General features: G+C 64.1%; 26 protein-coding genes and 2 pseudogenes. 12 read left to right on the top strand and 16 right to left on the bottom strand.

Annotation, left to right across the window (positions count from 1 at the left end; all coding sequences use genetic code 11):
• Window positions 1-7 precede the first annotated feature (7 nt).
• Window positions 8-559 carry an RNA polymerase sigma factor SigC gene (sigC, locus tag CG716_RS23435; RefSeq protein ID WP_094483555.1) on the bottom strand — a complete coding sequence of 184 codons (552 nt, stop codon included), beginning with the start codon at window positions 557-559 and terminating at the stop codon, window positions 8-10.
• A 177-nt stretch (window positions 560-736) separates the two neighbouring features.
• Here sigC and CG716_RS23440 point away from each other — a divergent pair, with 177 nt between their 5' ends.
• Window positions 737-1,198, top strand: coding sequence for a BlaI/MecI/CopY family transcriptional regulator (locus CG716_RS23440; protein WP_094483513.1), 462 nt, complete (start codon window positions 737-739; stop codon window positions 1,196-1,198).
• A gap of 25 nt (window positions 1,199-1,223) precedes the next feature.
• Here the strand turns inward: CG716_RS23440 and CG716_RS23445 are convergent, their stop codons facing one another.
• The 4 genes and pseudogenes from CG716_RS23445 to CG716_RS23455 all read right to left on the bottom strand — a co-directional run bounded on the left by CG716_RS23445 (window position 1,224) and on the right by CG716_RS23455 (window position 4,972).
• The gene (locus CG716_RS23445) at window positions 1,224-3,185 is read right to left on the bottom strand and encodes a cytochrome c oxidase assembly protein (RefSeq protein ID WP_094483514.1); all 1,962 of its coding nucleotides are present in this window, start codon (window positions 3,183-3,185) and stop codon (window positions 1,224-1,226) included.
• Between the two features lie 147 nt (window positions 3,186-3,332).
• Complete coding sequence (locus tag CG716_RS23450; protein ID WP_337360777.1) at window positions 3,333-3,872, bottom strand: hypothetical protein; 540 nt, start codon at window positions 3,870-3,872, stop codon at window positions 3,333-3,335.
• An 87-nt stretch (window positions 3,873-3,959) separates the two neighbouring features.
• Window positions 3,960-4,061 (bottom strand): annotated as a pseudogene (locus CG716_RS31250) (zf-HC2 domain-containing protein); the annotation flags it as partial.
• 284 nt (window positions 4,062-4,345) lie between these two features.
• A complete protein-coding gene (locus CG716_RS23455; RefSeq protein WP_094483515.1) occupies window positions 4,346-4,972 on the bottom strand; it encodes a class I SAM-dependent methyltransferase in 627 nt (208 codons plus the stop codon).
• Window positions 4,973-5,161: 189 nt separating this feature from the next.
• Here CG716_RS23455 and CG716_RS23460 point away from each other — a divergent pair, with 189 nt between their 5' ends.
• Complete coding sequence (locus CG716_RS23460; RefSeq protein ID WP_094483516.1) at window positions 5,162-5,572, top strand: Fur family transcriptional regulator; 411 nt, start codon at window positions 5,162-5,164, stop codon at window positions 5,570-5,572.
• Here CG716_RS23460 and CG716_RS23465 read toward each other — a convergent pair whose 3' ends face one another.
• The 5 genes from CG716_RS23465 to CG716_RS23490 all read right to left on the bottom strand — a co-directional run bounded on the left by CG716_RS23465 (window position 5,573) and on the right by CG716_RS23490 (window position 10,000).
• A complete protein-coding gene (locus CG716_RS23465; protein WP_094483517.1) occupies window positions 5,573-6,013 on the bottom strand; it encodes a Fur family transcriptional regulator in 441 nt (146 codons plus the stop codon).
• A gap of 2 nt (window positions 6,014-6,015) precedes the next feature.
• Window positions 6,016-6,882: a metal ABC transporter permease gene (locus CG716_RS23470; protein ID WP_207760756.1), complete on the bottom strand. Its 867-nt coding sequence runs from the start codon at window positions 6,880-6,882 to the stop codon at window positions 6,016-6,018.
• Window positions 6,883-6,951: 69 nt separating this feature from the next.
• Window positions 6,952-7,734, bottom strand: coding sequence for a metal ABC transporter ATP-binding protein (locus tag CG716_RS23475; protein WP_094483519.1), 783 nt, complete (start codon window positions 7,732-7,734; stop codon window positions 6,952-6,954).
• Complete coding sequence (locus CG716_RS23480; RefSeq protein WP_094483520.1) at window positions 7,721-8,716, bottom strand: metal ABC transporter solute-binding protein, Zn/Mn family; 996 nt, start codon at window positions 8,714-8,716, stop codon at window positions 7,721-7,723. Before CG716_RS23480 ends, CG716_RS23475 begins: the two co-directional genes overlap by 14 nt.
• Window positions 8,717-9,118: 402 nt before the next feature.
• On the bottom strand, window positions 9,119-10,000 hold the full coding sequence (locus tag CG716_RS23490) for a hypothetical protein (protein ID WP_234817992.1): 882 nt from the start codon (window positions 9,998-10,000) through the stop codon (window positions 9,119-9,121).
• 228 nt (window positions 10,001-10,228) lie between these two features.
• On the opposite strand from CG716_RS23490, the gene CG716_RS23495 reads away from it, so the two are divergent.
• Window positions 10,229-10,933: an Rv3717 family N-acetylmuramoyl-L-alanine amidase gene (locus CG716_RS23495; protein WP_094483558.1), complete on the top strand. Its 705-nt coding sequence runs from the start codon at window positions 10,229-10,231 to the stop codon at window positions 10,931-10,933.
• 12 nt (window positions 10,934-10,945) lie between these two features.
• On the opposite strand, the gene CG716_RS23500 is transcribed toward CG716_RS23495, so the two are convergent.
• The 3 genes from CG716_RS23500 to mrf are packed head-to-tail and all read right to left on the bottom strand — an operon-like array spanning window position 10,946 to window position 12,713.
• Window positions 10,946-11,224 carry a WhiB family transcriptional regulator gene (locus CG716_RS23500; RefSeq protein WP_094483521.1) on the bottom strand — a complete coding sequence of 93 codons (279 nt, stop codon included), beginning with the start codon at window positions 11,222-11,224 and terminating at the stop codon, window positions 10,946-10,948.
• Window positions 11,221-11,520 carry a type B 50S ribosomal protein L31 gene (locus CG716_RS23505; protein WP_094483522.1) on the bottom strand — a complete coding sequence of 100 codons (300 nt, stop codon included), beginning with the start codon at window positions 11,518-11,520 and terminating at the stop codon, window positions 11,221-11,223. The genes CG716_RS23500 and CG716_RS23505 overlap by 4 nt, the downstream gene beginning before the upstream one ends.
• The gene (gene mrf / locus CG716_RS23510) at window positions 11,517-12,713 is read right to left on the bottom strand and encodes a ribosome hibernation factor-recruiting GTPase MRF (protein ID WP_094483523.1); all 1,197 of its coding nucleotides are present in this window, start codon (window positions 12,711-12,713) and stop codon (window positions 11,517-11,519) included. The genes CG716_RS23505 and mrf overlap by 4 nt, the downstream gene beginning before the upstream one ends.
• A 114-nt stretch (window positions 12,714-12,827) precedes the next feature.
• Between mrf and rpmB the strand changes: the two genes are divergently transcribed.
• From rpmB to CG716_RS30875, 7 genes and pseudogenes are all read left to right on the top strand, one after another.
• Entirely contained in the window at window positions 12,828-13,064 is a 237-nt protein-coding gene (rpmB, locus tag CG716_RS23515; protein WP_094483524.1) for a 50S ribosomal protein L28, read from the top strand.
• Window positions 13,064-13,231 carry a 50S ribosomal protein L33 gene (gene rpmG, locus CG716_RS23520; protein ID WP_094483525.1) on the top strand — a complete coding sequence of 56 codons (168 nt, stop codon included), beginning with the start codon at window positions 13,064-13,066 and terminating at the stop codon, window positions 13,229-13,231. The genes rpmB and rpmG overlap by 1 nt, the downstream gene beginning before the upstream one ends.
• Window positions 13,232-13,233: 2 nt before the next feature.
• Window positions 13,234-13,539 (top strand): 30S ribosomal protein S14, encoded by a 306-nt coding sequence (rpsN, locus tag CG716_RS23525; protein ID WP_094483526.1) that lies wholly within the window; start codon window positions 13,234-13,236, stop codon window positions 13,537-13,539.
• A 2-nt stretch (window positions 13,540-13,541) separates the two neighbouring features.
• Window positions 13,542-13,808, top strand: a complete 267-nt coding sequence (gene rpsR / locus CG716_RS23530; protein WP_094483527.1) for a 30S ribosomal protein S18 — start codon at window positions 13,542-13,544, stop codon at window positions 13,806-13,808.
• Window positions 13,805-14,194 (top strand): hypothetical protein, encoded by a 390-nt coding sequence (locus tag CG716_RS29960; RefSeq protein WP_133067010.1) that lies wholly within the window; start codon window positions 13,805-13,807, stop codon window positions 14,192-14,194. Before rpsR ends, CG716_RS29960 begins: the two co-directional genes overlap by 4 nt.
• Window positions 14,195-14,380: 186 nt before the next feature.
• On the top strand, window positions 14,381-14,653 hold the full coding sequence (locus tag CG716_RS23540; protein ID WP_133067011.1) for a hypothetical protein: 273 nt from the start codon (window positions 14,381-14,383) through the stop codon (window positions 14,651-14,653).
• Window positions 14,654-14,696: 43 nt separating this feature from the next.
• Window positions 14,697-14,819 (top strand): annotated as a pseudogene (locus CG716_RS30875) (hypothetical protein); the annotation flags it as partial.
• A gap of 85 nt (window positions 14,820-14,904) precedes the next feature.
• Here CG716_RS30875 and CG716_RS23545 read toward each other — a convergent pair.
• From CG716_RS23545 to CG716_RS23555, 3 genes are all read right to left on the bottom strand, one after another.
• A complete protein-coding gene (locus CG716_RS23545; protein WP_165774278.1) occupies window positions 14,905-16,119 on the bottom strand; it encodes a PecA family PE domain-processing aspartic protease in 1,215 nt (404 codons plus the stop codon).
• 239 nt (window positions 16,120-16,358) lie between these two features.
• Window positions 16,359-16,826 carry a (2Fe-2S)-binding protein gene (locus tag CG716_RS23550; RefSeq protein ID WP_165774279.1) on the bottom strand — a complete coding sequence of 156 codons (468 nt, stop codon included), beginning with the start codon at window positions 16,824-16,826 and terminating at the stop codon, window positions 16,359-16,361.
• 261 nt (window positions 16,827-17,087) lie between these two features.
• Window positions 17,088-17,750, bottom strand: coding sequence for a GntR family transcriptional regulator (locus tag CG716_RS23555; RefSeq protein ID WP_094483531.1), 663 nt, complete (start codon window positions 17,748-17,750; stop codon window positions 17,088-17,090).
• 68 nt (window positions 17,751-17,818) lie between these two features.
• On the opposite strand from CG716_RS23555, the gene CG716_RS23560 reads away from it, so the two are divergent.
• Window positions 17,819-19,189, top strand: coding sequence for an LLM class flavin-dependent oxidoreductase (locus CG716_RS23560; RefSeq protein ID WP_094483532.1), 1,371 nt, complete (start codon window positions 17,819-17,821; stop codon window positions 19,187-19,189).
• Window positions 19,190-19,216: 27 nt separating this feature from the next.
• A complete protein-coding gene (locus tag CG716_RS23565) occupies window positions 19,217-20,401 on the top strand; it encodes a CaiB/BaiF CoA transferase family protein (protein ID WP_207760757.1) in 1,185 nt (394 codons plus the stop codon).
• Window positions 20,402-20,407: the final 6 nt, after the last annotated feature.

Consider the following 20,407-nt stretch of genomic DNA (forward strand, 5'->3'; position numbering starts at 1 on the left):
AGGACGCTCAGCCGGCACGGTTGTCGCGGTTTGCGGCCTTGAGTAGATCGTCGCGGGCCCGGGCGACACGGGATCGGATGGTGCCTACCGGACATCCGCAGACCGCGGCGGCCTCGGTGTAGGACAGCCCGAGCACCTGCGTCAGCATGAGGGCGTCACGCCGATCGGGATCCAGGCCGTCGAGCAGCATCTTGATCTCGACGATGTCTTCGAAACGGGCTGCCCTGTTGCGGGTGTCGAGCACTTGCTCCAGGTCCACGGAGTAGTTGGTGCGCGGCCGACTCTGGTTCCGGCGGATCTGATCGACGACGACGCGGCGAGCGATGGACAGCAACCAAGTCCGTGCCGAGGACCGGGCGGTGAACCGCGGCAGCGATCCGAGCGCGCGCAAGAAGGTCTCCTGGGTGAGATCGTCCGCAGAACCGGGGTCACCCAAGTATGCGACGGTCCGCCAGACATCTCGCTGAGTTGCCTTGATGAACTGGTCAAGTGCGGCAGCGTCGCCCCGACCGGCCGCGAGCGCCAGCCTGGTCACCTCGCCGTCGTCGGGTGCGCTCACGAAAGTCACCTTAAGGGATTGAGTGGAGATACTCTCCGGCGGCCGAAGAGTCCGGTCGCTCCGGGGTCGGCGGCGGTGAATATCGGGCGATCACCACACGGGTTTCGGGAACCAGAGCATGCCGCCGCACGACTGAATAGCCAGGTGCGCTTGTGACGGTGATGGAGGCGATCGGATTTGGCAAAGTTGAAACGTCTCGGCGACCTCGAACGCGCCGTGATGGACCACCTCTGGGACATCGGTGGACCACAGACCGTGCGCCAGGTCCGCGATGCCCTCTGTACCCAGCGCGAACTGGCCTACACCACCGTGATGACGGTTCTCCACCGGCTTTCCTATAAGGATCTGGTCGTCCAAATACGTGAGGATCGCGCGTATCAATACGTTCCGACCTACAACCGTGACGAACTGGTAGCGGGTCTCATGGTCGACGCGCTGGATCAAGTCATTGACTGCGGTGACCGGCAAGCGGCGCTCATGCATTTCGTCGGGCAGGTCGGAGTCGATGAGGCAGATGCGCTGCGCCGCGCACTCGCCGAGCTTGGTAATGACCCGCCCGGGTATAGAGGCGATCCCCGCCGCGCGCAGGGTCGGGAACGCGGTCCCGTTGCGCCACAACGACTCCTGAGCAGCTGGTGATGCAGCGCCGAGTGCGCGCGATTGATCAGCGGCGGGACCGCGATATCTCTCTGAGCATCGCGTTGTAGGCGTCGAGGTCGTCATCGCCGTAGGAGGCGTCGGTGTGGCGATCGCTACGAGTCGCGGCGCGGCGATCCTGTCGAGCCCACTGCGCGACCAACGCGATGACAACAACGATGACGGGCAATTCGCTTGACCCCCAAGCGATTGCGCCACCTAAGTGTTGGTCATTGGTGAGGTTGGCGACCCACGGCAGATCGACATTATGGTAGAAGGTGCCCCCGACGGCCGTGTTCATCGTCATCGTCGCGATGCCGAAGAAGGCGTGGAACGGCATCACCGCAAAAAGTAGGCCCAGACGACCGACGAAGGGTAACCGGCGCGGGCCCGGGTCGACGCCGATGATGCCCCAATAGAACAGGTATCCGGTGAGCAGGAAGTGGATGCTCATGAGCTCGTGGCCCCAGTGATACCGCACCAGAGTGTCGAACAGCGGCGTGAAATAGACGGCATACAAGGACCCGACGAACAGCACGAAGGCCGTCATCGGATTCGCGATGAAGCTTGTCACCGGCGAATGCACCAGCTGCAGCAGCCATTCCCGCGGGCCGGGGGGTTGATCGGCGCCCGCAGCCGGCAGCGCCCGGAGTGCGAGCGTGAGCGGTGCCCCAAGGACGAGGAAGACCGGGATAAACATGTTCAGCGCCATGTGCTCCGCCATGTGCACACTGAACATCGCTGAGCCGTAGGCCCTGACACCGGAACCGGTGACGAACACCAGCGTCAGACAGCCGGCCAGCCAGGCAAATGTGCGGCCCGGTGGCCAATGGTCGCCGCGGCGTCGCAATCGGATGGCGCCGGCAACATAAAGTGCGGTCAGCACCATTGCCCCGGCGCCGATGAACGTATCGAACCGCCAGAAGGTCAATAACCGCAACACAGTTGGCGGACCCGGAAGCTCATAGCCCAGGAAGACATCCCAGGCAGTGAACTGATGTGCCAAAAGCCCGGGCGCGGTCTGGATCGCCATCGCGGAGATCGCGGCGACGGCGACGATCATCGCCAGTGCACCTGCCACTGCGATTCCTTTGCCCCGCTGAACGGGCTGCTTTCGCGCTCGGAGGAGGGCCGTCACGTCGACCAGCCAGACCGATATCAGCGCAACCGAGGCGACAATGCCGAGCCGTCCGTAGTCGGACCAGGTGAGCGCAGTCGGCGACAGCATCAGCCAAAGGAGAAGAGCGCCGTACAGCAGCGACACGGCACCGCTAGTCGCCTCGATCACCACGATTCGGCGCTGCAGCTGCCCGCTAGGGGGCGCGAGCATCGCGCACACCTTCGCTCCAGTGAGAACCGTGAGGGCGAGCATAAAGACGATCACCGAACTGGTGGCGTAGTCGTGATGTGGACCCTGTCCGGCGTTGCCGGTGACGGGAACGGCGACCACCGCGATGAGCGATGGAATCAGAAGCACAAAGTGCCATATCCACCGCACGGTGAGCCGAAGTGCGACCGCGACGACAGCGGAAAAGATGGTTGCCGCAATCCATCCCCGTGACATCTCGGAGGCGCCGATGGCGTCGCCGATCGCCCCGGAGCCGATCAGCCGCGCGACAGCCAAGCCGGAGTCATCGGCCGCCTGGATTACCACCATCGCAGCCGCCGAGACCAACCACACCCGTGACACCCGTTCCGCCAGGAGATGCAGCCGGAACGAGTGGGCATCGAGGACACCCTGTTCATCGGGGCACGCCGTCGCCACGATATAGACCAACACGCCGAGGACCACCACACCGGACAACGTGGCGGTGAAATAGCCGACCGCCTCTGCGATGCTGGTCAGCGTTCCCGGGAACGAATCACCGGTCGCGAGGAAGCGTCGGTCGCCTGAGATCGTCGCGTAGCCCGCGATGGCGACCGCCATGGCCAGGTAGCCGGTGAGCAACACCCATCGTCTCGCCAACCGCGCGCCTTGGCTCGATCGCATTTTCGTCGTCGTCTTCCGCCCTCCAGCGAATGCCCAGCCGGGCCAGTCTACGACCGTTGGTCGTAACGAAGTTGCGCCAGCGGCAAGCTTCGCTATCTCGATTGGCTCGTGTAGAGCATCCGAAATCCGGGCGGATGCCCTCGGTGCTCAGGCCGCGGAGCCGTCGGTCGGATAGAGATGCCCGCGGCGGCGTCCTCGGGTTGCGTTATCAGGCAGCGTGACGTTTGCGGTCGCTGCCGCGTCATCCGACCGTGGATCGGGTTCGGTGGGCCGCGTACCGCGCCAGACCAGGAACGCCAATGTGGTGCCGATCAACACCGGCAAATGGCTCAGGACGCGTGTCAGTGTTACCGCACCCGCCGTGGCGTCACGAATGACGTAGGCGGTGAGGATGACGGTGAATACTGCCAACACCCCAGACAGGCCCACTGCGGCGGCCGGCCGCAGCGCGGCGATGACCATCACCACACCCAGCGCGGTCGACCACGCCGTCGACTCGTTCAACAGATGCCCGCTCATCATCGCGCGATGGCCAGCTGGCATACCTACGTCAGCACCGAGCCCTTGGGCGGCGGCCAAGGCAAGTTGCAGCCCGCCGACGATTGCTAGCGTGCAGCGTGCCCACGCCGCAGGTGCCCAATGCCGATGTCGCGTCGTCGCGAGCAATCGGTCCGATGCCGTCGGCACTGAGGACACCTGTGATCGGCGGGCGAGCCGGCGCAATTGCCGCCTCTCCTCGGCTACTCGCGAGTACCAACCGCTACAGCCAGCGCAGAACTCGAGGTGTTCGTCCACGCGGCGGGTTGGAATGGGCTCACGCTCTCCGTCGATCCGAGCCGACAGCGCCTCGCGGGCGACGTCACAGTCCAAGTGCACGCTTCAATAGTCGCGCATTCGGGCCATGTTGTTCCAACGTGCCACGTGGGGCGATGTCGGCCTTTGGGAATCTCGAACGCGCACGACTGAGCGGTCTGCCTTCAGTCGAAAGCACGAAAAGTGAACGGGTCTGCTGCACGATCAGGCGAGCAGCCCAGTGATGGAGGCATCGTCGACTATGCCCGCGATCGCCATCTCGTGATGGCCTGTGCCCGATCCATGACGATGGCCCGTGTGCGCATTCCATTGTGCGAGAAGCTCATTGAGCGTCTCAATCCACGACCTCACCGTCGGCGGGCTATCACGACATCGTCGTGTGTGTGCTGACCTTCCGGGCCGGCCGGTATCGCGCGGGGGAGTCGCCGCTGCATGCGTACCTCCCAGCTATCGTCGAGTAGTTCGACGACGTCATCATGGCTGAGATAGTCGGCTGGGTCGAAACCGTACGATTTCGCTTTCTCGGCATCGACGTCGGCATGGTGCACGGCCAGAAGGGTCCCCGACCCGCCGACCGCGGTGAGCAGCGCTCGTTGTGCGGTTTGCGTGTCCGAGTGACGTAGTGCGGGGTAGAAGGTCGTGACCAAATCGAACCCGCCGACGGGGATCGCGAAGTGTTCAAGCGATGCCGGCACCCACTGCACCTCGACGCCGGCGTGCCTGCCGCGCTGGGCCGCGTGCTCGAGTGCCACTGCCGAGACGTCCAATGCAATCACTGTCCATCCTCGGGAGGCAAGCCAGATGGCTTCGGCACCGACTCCGCATCCGATGTCGAGCGCCCGTCCTGGCTGCATGGCGCCGACCTCGTCGATCATTACTTTGTTGGGGGCGAGATCGGGAATGCTGTCGGCGAAACTGGCGTAACGCGTATCCCATTCAGTAGCGAGGGCGGCGGCGTCAGATGGTTGGCTCATGAATCAACAATCACTGCAGCGTCGTGTGATGAGCAAGCATGTTTGCCGATCGGGCAAACCGGCGTGACCAGCCTCGGGTCTTCCCGCTTCACCCGTTAGTACAGCTTGGTATGCACTACGCATAATGTGTTGGTCCGACGTGATGCCGTACCGTTGGGCGTTCTGTGTGCGGTCGCATTGGAGGTTCGGATGCCCAGTAGGCAGTCGAGGGTGCCCGGGGTACGCGCGACCCGTCAGCGTGCGGCGATCGCAGCGCTGCTGGACGATTCTCCAGAGTTTCGCTCGGCGCAGGCGCTTCATGTGGAACTGCATCAGCGCGGCGACGAGATCGGTCTGGCGACGGTGTATCGCGCATTGCAATCGATGGTCGTCGCCGGACTGGTAGATAGCGTCCGTACCGATACCGGCGAATCACTGTATCGGCGCTGCTCTCCGCGCCATCACCACCATCTCGTCTGCCGGTCATGCGGTGCGACGGTGGAAGTGGAAGCTCGAGGCGTCGAGGCGTGGGCGGCGAATGTTGCCAGAACACACGGGTTTTCCGACACTACCCACACCGTCGAAATCTTCGGCGTGTGCGCTGAATGCTCGGTTCAGTGATCACTGTCGACCCTCGAAATTGGAGCGACAACCAGGGCAGATGCCGTAGACATCCACGTAGTGCGTGACGTCTGCGTAGTGGTGCTGCTTGGCCAACTGGTGGGCGTTTTCTTCCAGAGCGGGCACAGTGAATGCGACCGCTCGACCGCAGTGCCGGCACAACAGGTAGTGCCGGTGGTCTGACCCGTTACGGATGCGATACAGATGTTCGCCAGTCTCTGCGCGCTGAGTCTCGGCCACTCCATCTTCGGCGAGTGTGTGCAAGATCCGGTAGACGCTCGTCAGCCCCACAGGTAGTGAATACTGTTGGTGTAGAAGAACATACAGTTGCTGGGCACTACGAAATCGGTCGATTTCGCCGAGAACGTGCAGTACGGCTCGCTGGTTCGCGGTGGCCCGCCGCCGCGGATGCGAATGTGATTCCACTGCCAGGCTTTCCATGCTCACGGTGTTGCCGTCGAGGTGCTCACCGTCGCGGGATCTGACAACGCTGGGCCCTTCATGGCTGGTGCACCGTCGTCGAGTACGCGTGCGATCGTGCGCTGGCGGCGATCACCCAGCCACACGACCAGCCAGACCGCGCAGGCGATCGTCACGATGACGAAACTGGGCGGTACGTTGAACATCGCCGATACGACCAAGCCCGCCCAGACCGATACAACGCTGATGACTCCCGAGATCGACATCGCGCGCCCGGGGCGCGGAGAGAGCATGATTGCGGTCGCCGCCGGGGTGACGACAAGAGCGAACAACAGCAGTGTGCCGACGGCCTGTACCGCCATCGTCACCGTTACCCCTAGAAGCGCCATGAAGATGATCGATAAGGCGCGCAGCGGCACACCCTTTGCCTCCGCGACGGCTGGGTTCACCGAGCTGAAAAGTAGCGGCCGAAAAACGAATCCGATGCACAGTGCTAACACGACCAGCAGGGCCCCGAAAGTGAGCAGCTGGTCGTAGGAGATGGCTAGGAGGTTGCCGAACAACACGTTGGTCATCGTCGACGAGCTTTTGGTGGCCAGCGAATTGAAGAACAGGCCCAACCCCATCGCGAATGACAACACGGTTCCGGTGATGACTTCTCGTTCGGTGGCCCGTTTCCCAAGGTAGCCAATCACGAGTGCACCGCCGATGCAGAACACCCCGAGGCCAAAGGTCACCGGTAGCCCGACCAACACAGCGCCTGTCGCGCCGGGCAACCCGATGTGTGCCAACGCATGTGCGGCGAACGCCGTGTGGCGCACCACGATGAAGTACCCGATCAGCCCGGCGGCCAAGGCAACGATCGTCCCGCCGAGCACAGCATTGCGCATGAACGATGCTGTGAGAATCGACCACCAATTCTCTTGGTAGCCAAGGGCTACGAAGTGCTGAGTCATCGGTCAGACGCTCCTGGCGAAGAGATCGCCCTGTGGGGTGCGGACGACTTGGATCGGTGTGCCGTACAGATGAGTGAGCAACTCGTCCTCGATTACATCGTTCACCCCGGCGTAATGTGCGTGCCCGTCGAGGAGATAGATCGCACCATCGAGGATCGGCAGGAATGGGTTGAGGTCGTGGGCAACCACCACGATCGTGACTGGGAGGTCGCGGTGCAGGTCCTTGAGCAACGTGACGATCTCGTGCTGGCTCCGTAGATCCAGCGATGCCAACGGCTCGTCGAGGATGATCATGTCGGGTTGGGACACCAGGGCTTCGGCGATCGCCACCCGTTGACGCTGCCCTCCCGACAGCGTCGCGAGCCGGTGATCGGCGAAGGAATCGGCGTCCACCGCCGCCAGCGCATCGTCAACGCGGCGACGGTCCGCCTTCGAAGTCCGGCCGAACGCCCAGCGGCCCCCGTTGAGTCCAAGCAGAACAGCGTCGCGGGCGCGGATCGCTTCACCAGCGCTTTCCGCGTAATGCTGTGGGACGTAGCCGATCCGGTCGCGGTCGGTCCCGGGACGGCGACCGAAGACCCGAAGTTCGCCGTGCGTTACCGGGATCAGTCCGAGGATCATCTGGAGCATCGTGGTCTTACCTGCGCCGTTGGCGCCGATCACCGCGACGATGTCACCGGCGGGTACTTCGAAGCTGCCCTGTGACCAGATCACCCGGCCACCGCGCACGGCGCTGACGTCGTGAAACGTCAGCGCCGCGACGGCGACAGAATCAGACGGCGACACCGAGCGCCTTGGCCAGGGCGGTCAGCTGACCGTCCTGCCATCCCTCGAATGATGTCTGGCCGGGCGGAACCGTCTCAGTGACGTCGACGACCGGCACCCCGGCCTTCGTGGCTGCGTCCCGGATCTGCTGCGGGATCGATCCTTCGGTCTGGGTGTTGTAGATCAACACGTCGATCTGGCGATTGGACAGTGCTTGGGTGAACGCCGCGATGTCGGCCGGCGTGGGGTCGGTCTCGTTGGCCGAGGCGGTCATGTAGCCGGCGGGGGTCTTGTTGACCAATCCCAGCGCTTGAGCCTGGTAGTCGAACACGGTTTCGGTTGCCGCATAGGACTTTCCGGACGCGCCTGCCTTGATCTTGGCGATCAGGTCGTCGTACGGCTTGAGCGCGGTGGTGAAGCTGGCCCGTTGGGTGGTGAAGTAATCGCTGGCCTTGGGCTCGAGTTTGGTGAGTGCGGCGGTGACCGCGTCGGCGACCGCGGTGACCGCGGACGGGTTGTACCACAGATGCGGGTTGCCGCCCTCGGCGGTGTTGGTGACCTTACCGGCGTCGACCACCGGTGCGTTCGGGGCTGATGTCGCGGCCAGCTTGGAGGCCCAGGGGTCGTAATCGGCACCGTTGACGACCACCAGTTGCGCGCCGGTGAACGCTGCGCCGTCCGAGGGGGAGGGCTCGTAGTCGTGCGGGTCGACCGAGGAGCTGGCCAGGATGGTCTTGACGTTGCCGCATTTGCCGGCGAGCTCTGAGACGATGTCGCCCCACTGGTCGACACTGACGACGACGTTGACCGGAGTGGTCGGGCAAGCCGCTGGCGCTGCGGTGCCGCCGGTGGCTGGTGCCGCTGTTGCGGAGCTCGACGCGGACGTCGCCGAACTGGTTGCCGACGGAGCGCTCGCGGGATGAGAACTGCAGGCCGCGAGACCGAGCGGGACGATGAAGAGGGCCGCGGCTGCGCCGCGAAGGCGGTAGGAAGAGGGCGTCATAAAGCAAACGATAATCGTTATCGTTTAACGGCGCGACACTGGGTTCGAAAATTGGGATCCGCGAATGTTGCGGGAGTCTTAGCCGCCACAATGTCGGCGGCCCTGCTGATCGCGGTGATCGCTATGGGCGAGGGAGTCAACGAGTGGAAGGGGCAAGCGTGCTGCGCGCCCAACATCGCCGGGGACGCGGATGGCTGTGCCCATGAATATGGTTGCTGTAGATGAACTTTCACATCTCGATGCGAATACGCAATTGCACATGACATATATGTGGAACCCCGCAGGCGTGCCGACGAATATTGCTCGCGACGCGAGATCGGATGGCCATCCGTGCCCACCACTTCGATGCCGTCGCCTATTGGCAGCGCACCCTTGACCGCCCCGCCTGAGCGACGATGCCAGTCAGCGGGCCAGCCACCGCCGCCATACCGAGAACAGCTGTGCTTCCTTGATGCCGAGCACATCGCGTAGAGCCGCGGCGCTGTCCAGGTGGGCAGCGCCTCCGGCACGGATGTACAGCTGTTTGAGCGTAGCGGTGCCGTATCGGTCTGCGATGAACCGTGCGAACCACCAGGCTCGGTCGTAGGCGAGCGACTGGGCCGATCCGACGCCGTTGAAGTCCGCCTCAGCGGGTAGCTGGGCCAGCGTGTCCGCCGCGGCCGGCCCGGGCTTAGGTGCCGCGGGACGTCCCACGAAGTCGGCGACGCCTTCGGCAAGCCAGCGCGGTGCGTCCAGTGCGGTGTCTGCCCGGGTGGCGTAGTGGAGTAGCTCGTGGCGCAAGACAATTCGTAGCGCGGCATCGCTCATGCGGGCCGCCCCGGGGGCGAAGACCATCCGTTGCCCGGTGGCGATCCGACGGGCCGGGTCCACCGTGTCGGCAACGGCGGCCGCGGCGACATCGACCCATTGCGGTCCGCTGGGCCAACGCGTCCAGCTGGTGAACTGTGCGGCCGAATTCGCACCGGCAATCACGACCTCGCGTGACCAGTCGTCTCCCCAAAACGACACCACTGCCGCGACGGCGCTGTCGATCTCGGCGGCGATTCGGGTGAGCAGTTCACTTGTTGCGGCACTGTCGAACCCCAGGAACCGCAGCGTGCGTCCGTCGGCCAGCGGCATCGGTGTCGGCGTCGATGAATGAGATTCGCCCGAGATCGTCACTGCTCGCACAGCCGCGGGTAGAGGCATCTGCGCGCCGATCATCGTCGTCACCAGGGCCAGGTCGAACAGGGCTCGCCGGCGACTCCGAGGCGGAGCACTACGGGTAGGCTCCTCGGATGGCATCCCGTCACGATGCCATAGCGCGGGGAGCACGTCCGAGCAGCCGGGGACCGACACAGCGAACACACAGTTGCGCGACGGCAACACCTTTGCGTCGATCTGGTCACTTGCCGAGTCTGTGAGTCTGCTCCCAGTTCCATTCGTTACGGTCCCGCCGTGCAAGACAAACCATGCGCGCCGCGCAGCACCACCCGGCGTGAGGCGCTGCGCTACGCCGTCGGCGCCCCCGTCATGCTCGGCCTGCTCTCGGTGCCCCTGATGAATCCGCCACGAGCACATAGCGTCTCGAATATCGCGGGCAAGATCGTCTTCCTCGACCCGGGTCACAACGGTGCCAACGACGCATCGATCAGCCGCCAGGTGCCTACCGGCCGAGGGGGCACCAAGGACTGCCAGACCACCGGAACAGCCACCGACAGTGGCTATCCCGAACACACCTTCAACTGGAACACCGTGCTGCTCATTCGCGAGCAGCTCACGCAACTGGGAGTACGCACTGCGATGTCACGGGGCAACGACAACGCCCTGGGACCGTGTGTCGATCAGCGTGCCGCCATGGCCAACGCGCTTCGCCCCGATGCGGTCGTGAGCATCCACGCCGACGGCGGCCCACCCAGCGGCCACGGATTCCACGTCAATTACTCTGCCCCAGCGCTGAATTCCGCCCAGAGCGGCCCAGCCGTGACCTTCGCTCACACTATGCGCGATCAACTCGTCGCATCAGGCATGCAACCCTCCACCTACATGGGCAACGACGGGCTCTATGGACGTGCCGATCTGACCGGGCTCAACATGGCGGACTACCCCTCGATCCTGATCGAAATGGGCAACATGAAACATGCCGGCGATGCCCAGGTTCTGACAAGTCAACAGGGCCAAGCGGCGTACGCCACCGCCGTCGTCCGCGGCATCGCCGCCTACCTGTCGAGCACCTGAGCACTACTGCGCTCAGGCCGACGACCTCCCGCCGCGGTTCACGTGCACCAGAGCGGCCCGCTCCCGGGGTGCCATTCCACCCCAGATTCCATATGGCTCTTGCGCATCAAGCGCATACTCGAGACACCGAGACAGCACGGGGCAGCTAGCGCAGATGCGTTTAGCGTTGTTCTCGTGATCAACCCGTCGGCGGCCCCGGTGATGATCGTCGGTGAAAAAAACGGCCGAAGGCAGCCCACGGCAGCGCGCCTGCAAGTGCCATTCCCGATCGTGACCGAGTGACCCCCTCATGACGGCTGGATATCCCGGTCGGATAATCCGGGTGCATCCCGGATGCGTCGTCCGTATCGACGAGTGAACTTTTCCACCTGTCCAGCACTGTCGACGATGCGGCGCTGGCCCGTCCACACGGGATGGGACGCCGAACTGACCTCGACGACGATCAGAGGATACGTGCGCGGTCCGCTGGGGGTGTCCCATTCGATGGTCCGGTTGCTGGTGGCCGTCGAGCGGGTGAGGAACGCAGTACCGGTGTTGGCGTCCTGGAAGACGACAGGGTGATAGTCGGGGTGGATGCCGGGCTTCATCGGAGTTTTCCTTTGTTCTCGTCGGACTCGCCGGCGACGATCTGCGCGGTAACCGGCTCGGTGCAGGGATCGTCGTGCCAATCACCGAACGGATCGTGCAGCGCCTGCCACATACTGGGATCGGACATCTCGTCATCGGTGAGCGCGGCACCGCGTAGCGCCTCGCGAATCGCGTCCGGGTCGGCGCCGCATGTCAGCACCACCAATGCGGTGTGCCGATCGCCATGGCGGTCATCCCAGAACGCACCGGACATTGCGCGTCGCTCGGCGTCGGCGTAGGCCAGTTCCGAGGCGCTCATCGCGGCCAACCATGGGCCCGCTGAGCTGACCCGCAAACCCCCACCGGCCGACTCCAGCCACATGACGTCGCGGCTGTTGCTGGCCAGCCACAGCCGCCCGCGAGAGCGAATCACACCGTCCAACAACGTATCCAGTACGTCGTGGAGCCGCTCGGGATGAAATGGGCGCTGGGCGTGAAACTCGAACAACTGCACTGCCTCAGCTGCATGCAGGGGTGGCAGTCCCGTCAACAGCGAATCATGCGGGTCGTCGCTGCGCCCGCGTCGGGAGCCTGCGGGCAGTCTTCGTAATGCGTCCTCGACGGCGTCGGCGTTGGCGATGACGCGCGCCCGCGGATTCAGCCGGGCGATCACCTCGGTCAGCTGCGCTGGCGGCTGCCCACAGACGAGCACGTCTGCGAATTCCGCTTGGGCGACCACCGCCTGAGCCACGGTCCGCCCGTCGGGCAGTTCCTCGTCGCCGAGCGCCTCGGCCAGCCACACCATCTCGTCGACGGTGGTGATCACTGCCGTGATCTCCACATCCCGTGCTGCAGGGCCCGGCTCGAAGCCCGCCGCTGCCACGCGCACGTGGTGGATCGCCCAGCAGATGGGTTCGGGCTCCAACCACGGCGCCAGGCGGACCACGACACGCTCGACGTCGCGGCGGCGACTCATCCGGCGCAGTAGCACCAGTAGGTCGTTGCGAACGGTGCATGACAGGCAGCCATGCTGCAGCTCGAGCGCCTCCTGTGCTGTTGTCACAACACCGTGCTGCACCGTCACCACCCGACGGAGCACCACGTTGCCATCGACATGGTGCTCGATCACCACCGTTCCAGGGCGCTGGAGCAGTTCGTGTGAGACCGCGGCTGTGCCCTCCTGTCCCGTCACCAGGATCACCGCAGTGCGCATCGCTCTCCTTATCGATAACAATTTTCATTAGTGCGGTCTTGACGGTACAGTGCCAAGCGGGACTTGTCGAAAACGATTATCAATAAGCTTGCTACGGTTCAAGGAGAGGTTTCCATGTCTGCTCACTGCCAAATCACCGGCCGCGCACCAGGATTCGGTAACTCTGTGTCGCACTCGCACCGGCGCACCCGCCGCAGGTGGACGCCCAACATCCAGCGCAGGACCTATTACCTGGCTTCGGAGGGGCGACGCATCCGGTTGCGAGTGTCCACCAAGGGCATGAAGGTCATCGACCGCGACGGCATCGAAGCGGTCGTGACCCGGCTGCGCCGTGAAGGACAGAAGATCTGATGGCACGCGCTACCGACGTCCGGCCGATTGTGAAACTGCGCTCGACCGCAGGTACCGGCTACACCTACACCACCCGTAAGAACCGCCGCAACGACCCGGACCGTCTGGTCTTGCGCAAGTACGACCCAATCGTGCGGCGGCACGTCGAATTCCGTGAGGAACGCTAACTGTGGCAAAGAAATCCAAGATCGTGAAGAACCAACAGCGTGCGGCAACCGTGGCCCGCTTCGCGCAGCGTCGCGCGGAACTCAAGGAGATCATCAGATCGCCCGCGAGTACCGCTGAAAAGCGCATCGCCGCCCAGCAGGCCCTCGCGAGACAGCCGCGGGATGCCAGCCCGGTGCGGCTGCGGAATCGCGACGTGGTTGACGGGCGTCCACGGGGCCACTTACGCAAGTTCGGGCTTTCGCGTGTGCGCGTGCGCCAGATGGCTCACGACGGCCATCTGCCCGGGATTCGGAAGGCGAGCTGGTGACTATGCCGAGCAAGACCAACCGGCGCCGCCAAGGCAGTGCGCCCGATAAGCCGGCATCGGCCAAGAAGAATCTGCTGAAGTCACTCGGATTGCAGGCCGTGGACTACAAGGACACCTCGACGCTGCGACTGTTCATCTCCGAGCGCGGCAAGATTCGTTCCCGTCGGGTGACCGGTCTGACGGTTCAGCAGCAACGCAACGTCACGCAGGCGATCAAGAACTCCCGTGAAATGGCTCTGCTGCCCTACCCGGGTCAGGAGCGTCGATGACGGGCTCGCCCCGGCTCACCACCCGCCCCTTCACGTTGGTGCTGTGTGCCGCGTGCGACTCATCGTTGGGTCCGGTACTGCTTGACCAGTTACGGGCCACGGTTCGGCGAGCGCGACACGGGATGCTGGTCACGGCGGGCTGCCCGCTTGGTGAGTACACCTGCCTGGCCCGCGATGACGGCGGTGGTGCGATCCTGATGTTTCAGCCCTGCTCGACCAGCCGTGTTGCCCTCGGCCCGGCCCGACGGATCGGGCCGATCGACAACCTCGACGACCTTCACGCCGCTTGTTCGTGGGTGGGGCGAGGCCGCTGGGAAAGCGACCGGTTGCCCGAGCGGCTGTGCTTTGCTCTGCCGGCGAGCAGGCGCGCCGTCACAACAAATTGAGCCATGGCCGAGCCAGGATCGCGGGGTGATCCGACCATCCCGATACTGTCGGAATCATTCGATCAAATATGTTGTGGCACTATCACTCTCAGTGTTCCAATGTGTGACGACATCATCCAGATCGGGGCCCGCGATACACCGCAGCGGGGTACATTGCTCGTCTTGAAGCGACAGGGTGCGGCCACCGTGGAGCGGACCGACGGCAAGTCGATTCAAGTCGCGATCCTGCGTCAACGTGATACGCCCGCCCCGCCGGCGGTGTCGCTCGTTTTTCGTCAACCCATTCCGGCGCTGCTGCTGAGACGACGCTGCGGTGGCTGGTATGCCGCGGTCAACCAGCGCGATCTGACCTATCCCGGACATCTCAAGCAATTCCTCGACACGATCGGTGCTTTCGGCTCCGCCAAACAGCGCAGATCCCCGGTGATCCCGATTCGGCCGGCACAATTCAGCCGCTGAGAACGCGAACGTAGGTGGTCTCGCCTAAAGGACCGCCTGCACGTCTTTGCTGCTGCCGCTCGGAGTAGCCAGCCATGAGGGCTCCACCATAATCGTCGGCATCGACGGACTACGACTACCGCGCGATGCTGCCCGGCCCGTGCGCCCGAACCACCGTACGGAATGAGCGAAGGGCCAATTGCCTTGATTAGCAGGGGTTCATGGCCGAGACGCTGATCCAGTCCGGGGTGGATTGACGCTCCGCTTCTGGCTCATAGGTAGTCGAAGATCGTCGTGCCGACCCCGGTGGGGCTGTAGCTGATGTAGACCGGTTGCTGCACAAAGGCCTCATACCCGGTGTTCAACAGATAGTCGGACGTGACCGTTGGAGTGTTGGTCGCGTCGGTCGTGTAGGTGTACAGCACGGTCTGACCGTCGGCGCTGTACACCCAAATGACCGTTCCGATAGGAACATTGGGTGCTATCGACGACGGCACGGTGCCGTAGACACCACCGGAATCGATGATCGCGGAAACTGATTGAAGCGATCCGTTGCCGACCTTCACCTGAAGTTGCGCGTTCGGCGCCCCGCTGACTGAGGCACGAGCGATCTTGGGGTTGGGGCCGAACACCAACACGCCATCCGGTTCGTCGATGAGCACGCCATCGCTGAGATCGCCTGGCAACGCTGAGATGACACTGCTAGGCCCAGGCCCAGTCGCGTTCGGTCCGATTCCCAAGATGCCGGTGGCTCCGTTGCCGGCGGCGAAGCTCTCGAACGATCCTGGGTAGGACAGAAGGGCGACATCGACGCTCGTCGGCTTGGTCACGATGCCGTTGCCGAAATTCACCGTCGTTTTGAAGGTCGCGTAGAGGTAGGTCAACCCACCGCTGTAGGCGCTGACACCGAGCCCAGTGGGCAAGCCCATGCTGAACAGACGGAGTAGGCCTATATTCCCGAGCCCGACCACGAGTCCCTTCGAGCCGGTGTCGACCAATACCGGCTTGGCTGGTCCACCACCGATGGAGACGTCGACCAGCGGCTCGGTATCGCTGTAGATGTGCAGAGGGACCGACGCCGAACTGGTTGCGGACTCCTGGGCGGCCGGCACCACCGTGGCCCCGTGCTGGCTGGCGCTGACGGCGGCGGGCTTCATGCCCGCTGCCGGGCGCTTGACCGGGTTGATCTGCCTGTGCACGGCCGTCGCTGCCGCTGCGCTGACAGGTCGTGCCCCTAGGGGGCTGTTGGCCGTGGTCCTGCGATCAGAAGCAAGGCCGCTGTGGCTCTGGTGGGCTCCCGCGGACCCGGTGCTCCCACTGGTCGCTGTATCGGCCTGGGCCGTCCCGCAGCCAGTGGCCAGTGCCGCACCGAGGCCGAGCGCAATGGCACCGGCGGCCAGCCATCCGCCGAACACGACTGGCTGACGCTTGCAATGATCCTGCTCGCCCGGCGTGTTTCCGCGCTGCCTGCCCGTACGGAGGTCCACGGTTTGCTGTTGTTCCACAGTTCCGAGCCCCCTACGACGTCAACACTGGTGATCAGGTATATCACGGGTTGCTAGCGTGTGCTCACACTTTGATTTCGCCCACAGGCGCCTGCACCACGAGTGAGGCGCAAAAGGCGGCGTCGAAATGCTGAATTGGAATCCAGGGTTCCGATGAGTTCTGCCGAACGCGCGGGCCGACGGGGCTGAGCAGGTGCGACTTGCCGCTACGACAGTCATTGTCAGGCTCGAGCCGTGACGACCGCTGTGTCGGTCAGGGGACAGTCGCCGCAGGTGCGTCGGGCTGCCGTGCGGTAGTAGAGGCAGCAGCTACGGCGCTTGATCGCGCCGATGATGTCGCCGTCTAGACGCCCAGTTAGGGGCGGCATGGCCAAGATCTCCCGCGATATCGCGTCCACGCCGTGATGGTGGCGTTCGCCTCGGCTCAAGAGCGTATTCGCAACCAGGACCAGTGCCGCCGCGGCGTTACCCCAGAGCAGACCTTCGGCAACCTCGGTGATTGCATTCAGCGCGGTGTGCACCGAGGTCAACTGGTCGATGACGAGAGCGGAGGCAAGAGCCGCAGTCTCGGCCGGCGTGGCCCCCGGGTTTTCGAGGGCTGCCGGATTTGGAAGGTGAAGTCTGACCCGCCCCGCCGGTGACCGTCCGTAGCGCACCGCATCCAACTCGGGTATCAGACTATCCGTCACCCAGGCCCCTAAGGCAACGGCCCAAAAGCGTTCCGCGAGTTCGTATTGCAACGAGGAAACCGCCACGCGTGGTTCAGCGGCGTTCAAGCGCCGCGCGACGGCGTCGACGAATCGACGCAATTGGTCCGGTGCAAAGAACTCCGCAGCACTCATTCCGGGGGAGGCCGGGTCCAGACGCGTCACGAAATACGGACCAATGCTCCCGGAGGTGCGTAGTGCTCTGCGTGGCCGATCGTCGCTGACCGATTCCCAGCCGTTCACCTAACCGCCAGGGTGTGTCGCGGGCGTACGTTGATCCAGCCACGCGGCGAGTGAACGGCCGGCTTCCAACACGTGGTGCTCGGCGATCGTGCGGGCATGCACCGGATCCTTGTAGGCGAAGGCGTCCAACAGTTCTTCGTGCTCGCTCAGTGAATGCCGTTCGTGGTCGGGAAAGACCGTCAGAAAGTTCGACGGCACCACGCGGGCTGCCTGACGAATCTGTGTCATGAGCCTGGGGGAGTGCGCGGCGCGGTGGATCTCTTGGTGGAACCGCCAATTGGCCTCACCGATGCTGTCATTCCCGGAACGTGACGCCACATCGGTTGCCAGTTCGCGTAAGTGATCGAGTTCGGCGGCGGTGATCCGCTGCGCCGCCCACGCTGCAGCCTGCCCGGTCAGCACACCCAGGATCGTGAAGCTGTCCATCACGTCCTCGGGCTGGATGCCGATTACTGTGATGCCGCTGCGGGGAGCCACCCGGACCAATCCCTCGTAGGACAACTCCAACAGTGCCTCACGCACAGGTGTGCGGCTGGTCGCGAATTCGGCGGTGATGGCGTCGAGGTCGATGCGCGACCCAGCCGGCAATGCGCCGGTCAGAATGCGGTCCCGCAGCTCGCGCGCGGCGCGTTCCCGCACCGTACCGGCGATATCAACCGTCATAGCGGCACTCTAGCGTGTGCTTCATCTCACCGTTGATATCTGAAATATCAGATGTTAGATTTCCGGACATGACGACGTCAGGGCGACGCGACAAGATATCGCTGGTCGCATTCATGCAGGCCGGAAGCACTTCTGTGTATGCGGGCTCGTGGCGGCACCCCGCCACGGAGCACCGGTACCTCGACGCGAGCTATTACGCGAAGATCGGCCGGCAGCTTGAAGAGGGCTGTTTCGATCTGGTCTTTTTCGACGACCGACTCGCGATGCCCGGCATCTACGGAGGCTCGGTCGCCGAGGCTGCCCGCTACGGAGCACGTCCGGTGAAACTCGACCTCAGCGTGATTCTGGGTGTGCTGGCCCAGACCACCTCGCACATCGGTTTAGGTGCGACCTATTCGACGACCTACTACGCGCCGTTCCATGTGGCGCGGACCTTCGCCACCCTGGATCACCTGTCCGGCGGTCGGGCCGCGTGGAACGTCGTCACCTCGGTCAACGACAGCGAGGCTCAGAATTTCGGACTGGAGTCCCACCTGGGCCACGACGAGCGGTACGACCGCGCCGACGAATTCCTCGACGTTGTCGCCGGTCTGTGGGACACCTGGGACGACGACGCGATCCTGCACGACCGTACCTCCGGCATCTTCGCCGACCCGGACAAGATCCACGAACTCGGGCATGTGGGCCAATACTTCTCGGCCCGCGGTCCACTGACCGTACCGCGCACCCCTCAGGGCCGGCCGGTCATCATTCAGGCCGGCTCGTCGGGTCGTGGCCGCGAATTCGCCTCTCGCTGGGCCGATCTGATCTTCACGGGCGATCCTGGCTTGCAGGTCGCGCTCGACCACTATCGCGACCAGAAACAACGCATCGCCGACGCAGGGCGAGACCCGGCATCGGTGCGCATCTGCCCGATGGCGTATGCGGTGGTCGGCGAGTCCGAGGCCCACGCCAAGGAGCGCGAGGCGATGCTCCTCAACGACCTCGTGCACCCGATGGCCTCGCTGACGCTGCTGTCGGAATTGATGAATTACGACTTCGCCCAACATGATCTCGACGATCCTGTCACCGATGAGCTGATCGCCTCGGTGTCCGGTATCCGGGGGCTCGTGCAGAACCTGCGCACTCATATCGGCGGGGACACCGTCACCGTTCGCGATCTTGCCGAGCATCGCGCGACCCTGCTGCAGGGCCCACGGTTCGTCGGAACCGGACCGCAGGTTGCCGACCAGATGGCCGAATGGTTCGAAGCCGGAGCTTGCGACGGATTCGTCCTTGCGGCAACACATTTCCCCGGTGCCTTTGAGGACATCGTGCGCATGGTTGTACCGGAGTTGCAGCGCCGCGGACTGGCGCGCACTGAATACGAGGGCAAAACGCTGCGCGACAATCTCGGTCTCGCCCGCCCGGTGTCACAGGCCGTTGGGTCGGCGTCATAGATGGCGGCACCCACCACGAACCGTGCGCTGCTCGACGGCGTCCGTGTGCTCGACTTCGCCAGCCTGGCCGCGGCCCCGCTGGCTGCGACGTACCTCGGCGAGTTCGGTGCCGACGTCATCAAGGTGGAGGATCCGGTCGGGGGCGACCCGATCCGCAGCTGGGGCAACCAAAGCAACGGCATCGGATTGATGTGGAAGTCGGTGTCGCGCAACAAGCGATCGGTCACGCTGAACCTCAGGGCAGCCAAGGGCCAGGAGTTGGCCCGCAAGCTCGTCGCCCAAGCCGATGTGGTGATCGTGAACACCCGCCCTCAGACATTGCGGAAGTGGGGTCTGGACTACCAGAGCCTGCGGGCGATCAACCAACGCCTGATCATGTTGCACATCACAGGTTTCGGGCTATCTGGACCGAAATCTGAGCGCCCCGGCTTCGGCACTTTGGGCGAAGCGATGAGCGGATTCGCGAACATTACCGGCCAGGCCGATGGGCCACCCACCCTCCCACCGTTCATGTTGGCCGACGGGGTCGCCTCACTGAACGCCGCGTACGCCGTGATGATGGCGCTCTATCACCGCGACGTGCACGGCGGTCCAGGCCAGTTGATCGATATCAACCTGATCGACCCGCTGGCCCGGCTGCTCGAGCAGACCCTGCTCGGCTATGACCAACTGGGGCTGGTGCCCGGTCGCACGGGCAATCGCTGGGATATCTCGGCCCCGCGCAACACGTATCAGACTTCCGACGGTAAATGGCTTGCAATGTCGGGGAGTTCGCCGGCGCTGGCGTTGCGAGTGTTCAAAGCCATCGGGCGGGACGACCTGGTCACCGACGCCGACTTTTCCGACCCTCAGCGCCGGTTGGCTCGGGCCGCCGAGGTCGACGAGGTGGTGGCGGAGTGGGTGTCCACCAAGACCCTTGATGAGGCCATGACGGTGTTCGACGACGCCGACGTGGCCGCAGCACCCGTGTATGACATCACCCAGCTTGTGGCCGACGAACAGTTGCGGCACCGGGGCGTGTTCACCACGGTCGACGACGAGGAACTCGGATCGATGACCGTCCAATCGGCGGTACCGAAGTTCTCCGAAACACCCTGCCGAATTGACCATCTCGGACCGAAGTTGGGTGAGCACACCGCCGAGGTCCTTGGTGAACTGCTCGGCCTGTCCGAATCCGATATCGACAATCTGCACGCCGCCGGCGTGCTCTGAAACTGA

This window comes from Mycolicibacterium sphagni, assembly GCF_002250655.1.
Classification (GTDB): Bacteria; Actinomycetota; Actinomycetes; order Mycobacteriales; family Mycobacteriaceae; genus Mycobacterium; species Mycobacterium sphagni.